Annotated in this window: 2 protein-coding genes; both read left to right on the top strand. The window is 42.2% G+C overall.

Going from position 1 to position 1,225, the window contains the following annotated elements:
- Positions 1-351 (top strand): hypothetical protein (locus tag ACQRUO_RS39475; RefSeq protein ID WP_428321007.1); only part of this gene is annotated, 351 nt, incomplete at its 5' end.
- A 196-nt stretch (positions 352-547) separates the two neighbouring features.
- Positions 548-1,090 (top strand): hypothetical protein, encoded by a 543-nt coding sequence (locus ACQRUO_RS39470; protein ID WP_428321006.1) that lies wholly within the window; start codon positions 548-550, stop codon positions 1,088-1,090.
- The last annotated feature ends 135 nt before the right edge of the window (positions 1,091-1,225 follow it).

Here is a 1,225-nt window from a genome sequence, read left to right as displayed (position 1 = left end):
GGAATGGAATCAACCCGAGTGGAATGGCATGGAATGGAATGGAATGGAATGGAATGGAATGGAACGGAACGGAATGGAATGGAATGGAATGGAATGGAATGGAATGGAATGGAATGGAATGGAATGGAATGGAATGGAATGGAATGGAATGGAATCAACGCGAGTGCAGGGGAATGGAATGGAATGGAATGCAATGGAATGGAATCATCCGGAATGGAATGGAATGGAATGGAATGGAATGGAATGGAATGGAATCAACCCGAGTGCAATGGAATGGAGTGGAATGGAATGGAATGGAATGGAACAACCCGAATGGAATGGAATGTAATGGAGAGTAAGGGAGTTGAATAGAATCAATCCGAATGTAATGGAATGGAATGGAACGGAATGGAATGGAATGGAATGGAATGGAATGCAATGGAATGGAATCAACCCGAGTGCAATGGAATGGAGAGGAATGGAATGGAATGGAATGGAAACTACCCGAATGGAATGGAATGTAATGGAGTGTAAGGGAATTGAATAGAATCAATCCGAATGTAATGGAATGGAATGGAACGGAATGGAATGGAATGGAATGGAATGGAATGGAATGCAATGGAATGGAATCAACCCGAGTGCAATCGAATGGAATCGAATGGAATGGAATGCAATGGAATGGATTCAACTTGAATGGAATGGAAAGAATGGAATCAACACGAGTGGAATGGCATGGATTGGAATGGAATGGAATGGAATCAACCCGAGTACAGGGGAATGGAATGGAATGGAATGCAATGGAATGGAATCATCCGTAATGGAATGGAAAGGAATGGAATGGAATGGAATGGAATGGAATGGAATGGAATGGAATCAACTCGATTGCAATCGAATGGAATGGAATGGAATTAACCCGAATAGAATGGAATGGAATGGAATGGAACGGAACGGAATGGAATGGAATGGAATGGAATGGAATGGAATCAACGCGAGTGCAGGGGAATGGAATGGAATGGAATGCAATGGAATGGAATCTTCCGGAATGGAATGGAATGGAATGGAATGGAATGAAATGCAATGGATTCAACTCGATTGCAATGGAATGGAATAGAATGGAATGGAATGGAATGGAATGGAATTAACCCGAATAGAATGGAATGGAATGGAATGGAATGGAATGGAACGGAATGGAATGGAATGGAATGGAATGGAATGGAATGGTATGGAATGGAATGGAATGGTACGG

Source organism: Kitasatospora sp. LaBMicrA B282, from assembly GCF_050325825.1.
Taxonomy (GTDB): Bacteria; Actinomycetota; Actinomycetes; order Streptomycetales; family Streptomycetaceae; genus Kitasatospora.
Note: the sequence above shows the minus strand (reverse complement) of the source record. Positions and strands in the feature narration are given on the sequence as shown.

What these genes read in the sequence shown, in the direction of transcription:
- ACQRUO_RS39470 (WP_428321006.1), top strand. Translation starts at nt 548, where the DNA reads ATGGAATGGAACGGAATGGAATGGAATGGAATGGAATGGAATGGAATG.